We start from the raw sequence: 2212 nt of genomic DNA, 5'->3' as shown, positions 1-2212 counted from the left end.
CCAAAGCCCATTGGTACACCAAAACGCTGGGTTGTACCAACTACGATATCTGCACCCCATTCTCCCGGAGGGGTCAGTAGGGAAAGAGACATGATATCCGCAATAACGGTAAGTTTTATTCCTTTTTTATGACCTTTTACTGCAAAATCGGTGTAGTTGTAAATCGCACCGTTACCGGCGGGATATTGAACAATAGCACCAAACATAGAGTCGTTAAGTTCAACAGTACGATGATCACCAATCATTATTTCGATTCCGTAGGGAGCCGAGCGGGTTCTTAAGATATCTATAGTCTGAGGCAATACTTCTTCTGAAACAAAGAAAACGTTGGCTTCGGAGTTTTTTCGGAGGCTGTATTGCATAAACATCGCTTCACCAGCAGCTGTTCCTTCGTCAAGAAGAGAAGCGTTAGCAATTTCCATCCCGGTAAGGTCAACCACCATGGTTTGGAAATTTAATAGAGCCTGTAAGCGGCCCTGAGCAATTTCTGCCTGGTATGGCGTGTATTGGGTGTACCATCCCGGATTCTCCAGAATATTACGTTGAATCACACCCGGAACGATTACGTCGTTATATCCCTGTCCGATATAAGATTTAAAGACTTTGTTCTTTGAAGCCGTAATTTTAAGATCATTCAGATAATCGAATTCACTTTTGGCCACTGGCAGATTTAAAGGAACTTTTGAGCGGATGTTCGAAGGCACGGTTTGCGCAATCAATTCGTCTAAAGAATTTATGCCGATTGTCTCCAGCATTTTCGCTGTATCCTGCTCTGTTGGAGAAATATGACGCTGCTCAAATTTTTCCTGGTAATCTATATTAAGCTTCATTAATAAAGGGGGTAATTGGTGGGGCAAAAGTAAGGATTTTCTTTTTTATTTTCCCGCCTCGTGCCGGCGGACTGGCACTTACTTTTTTCTACAGGAAAAAAAGTAAGCAAAAATCCCGTCGCTGCGTCTGCTGCTTCGGAAGTTAGTGCGAAGGCTTGGGCTGTGCAACCCGCACCAGCCGATGCGAATGAAAAAGGTGAACGGAGATTTGGTGCTAGGGCCTTAGAAACGCACTCACCGCCCAGCTGGTGTAGAGGGGCTGGCCTGCGGCCGCGAGGCGAAACTTGCAGAGCCACTATGATAGATGAACTTAAATATGTTATGGTGAGTCGGCCGAAAATAGTGGGTAACTGACTTTAATCCTCCTTCTGTTCCTGCAAGTCGCAGAACTCGCCCTCTTGAGATTTGGCAGTAAAAACGCGCTTTATCCTTTGCAATAACTTTCATTTCTTTCACATCAGTCAAGCAATCCGGAGAAGTGTAGCACAATCAATCATTCTAGTATTAGCATTCCCACGGCTTGGATTGCGCCGAGAGGATAAAGCGTGGATTTACAACAAATATCAGGAAGGCGCGGCTTTTTTGCTTACTTTTTCAGCTGCTGGAAAAAGTAAGTGCCAGTCCGCCGGCACGAGGCGGGATTTATTCTACTACCCAGCCACTATCCTTCTTCAGCTTCAGCTATACGTTTTCGTAATAAAATCGCTGTCCGATTCTTTGTTAAGGAAGGGGTAAAAGTCGGTGGGTTCGATCTTCAGCGAAACCGTAGCCTTGGCAGTTTTATCATTAGACTGTTCGAAGTTCACTGGTTTATCATCGTCTAAAATATAGTTGACCGCTTTTACAGTTGCCCGGCTATTGCTTTGTTCAAGCACTAATGAGGCAGCCTTTTCTGATAAGGTAACCTGATAAACATAAGTGCTGTCTTTTGACAGGAAAACTTTCATCTGTTCATCGAGTTTCATTTGAATAAGTCCTTTTTCTGCTAATTCTTCATACAGCTTTAGTTCCTCGCGGTCTTTCCTGCTATGGAATTTTAATTCCCCGAATTTGAATGTGGTGGTTTTGTATTCTGGATTACTTTCCAAGTGAGCAGTGATTACATCAGAAGCATCGCTTTCATTGATTGATGTTTCATTTTTACATGATGTAAGCGAGAGAATAATTGCAATAAATAAAATTGAAAATGATTTTAATCTGTTCATCCGTTTATTTTAATTGTCTGAGATACATCTGCACGGTGTTCTCCAAACCTAAATATAGTGCATCAGAAATTAATGCATGGCCAATACTCACTTCAAGCAATCCCGGGATCTGCTGAGCGAAATATTTCAGGTTATGAAGGTCGAGATCATGGCCGGCATTAATCCCCAGACCCAGAC

Annotated in this window: 2 protein-coding genes and 1 pseudogene; all 3 read right to left on the bottom strand. The window is 43.0% G+C overall.

Annotation, left to right across the window (positions count from 1 at the left end):
* Positions 1–830, bottom strand: a pseudogene (locus tag WBJ10_RS06625) (aminomethyl-transferring glycine dehydrogenase); the annotation flags it as partial.
* A gap of 677 nt (positions 831–1507) precedes the next feature.
* A complete protein-coding gene (locus WBJ10_RS06620; RefSeq protein ID WP_424288732.1) occupies positions 1508–2035 on the bottom strand; it encodes a hypothetical protein in 528 nt (175 codons plus the stop codon).
* 4 nt (positions 2036–2039) lie between these two features.
* Positions 2040–2212 (bottom strand): pyridoxine 5'-phosphate synthase (locus WBJ10_RS06615; RefSeq protein ID WP_424288733.1); only part of this gene is annotated, 173 nt, incomplete at its 5' end.

The sequence above is a fragment of the Daejeonella sp. genome (assembly GCF_049655485.1).
Taxonomy (GTDB): Bacteria; Bacteroidota; Bacteroidia; order Sphingobacteriales; family Sphingobacteriaceae; genus Daejeonella.
This window is presented reverse-complemented; position numbering and strand designations above follow the sequence as displayed.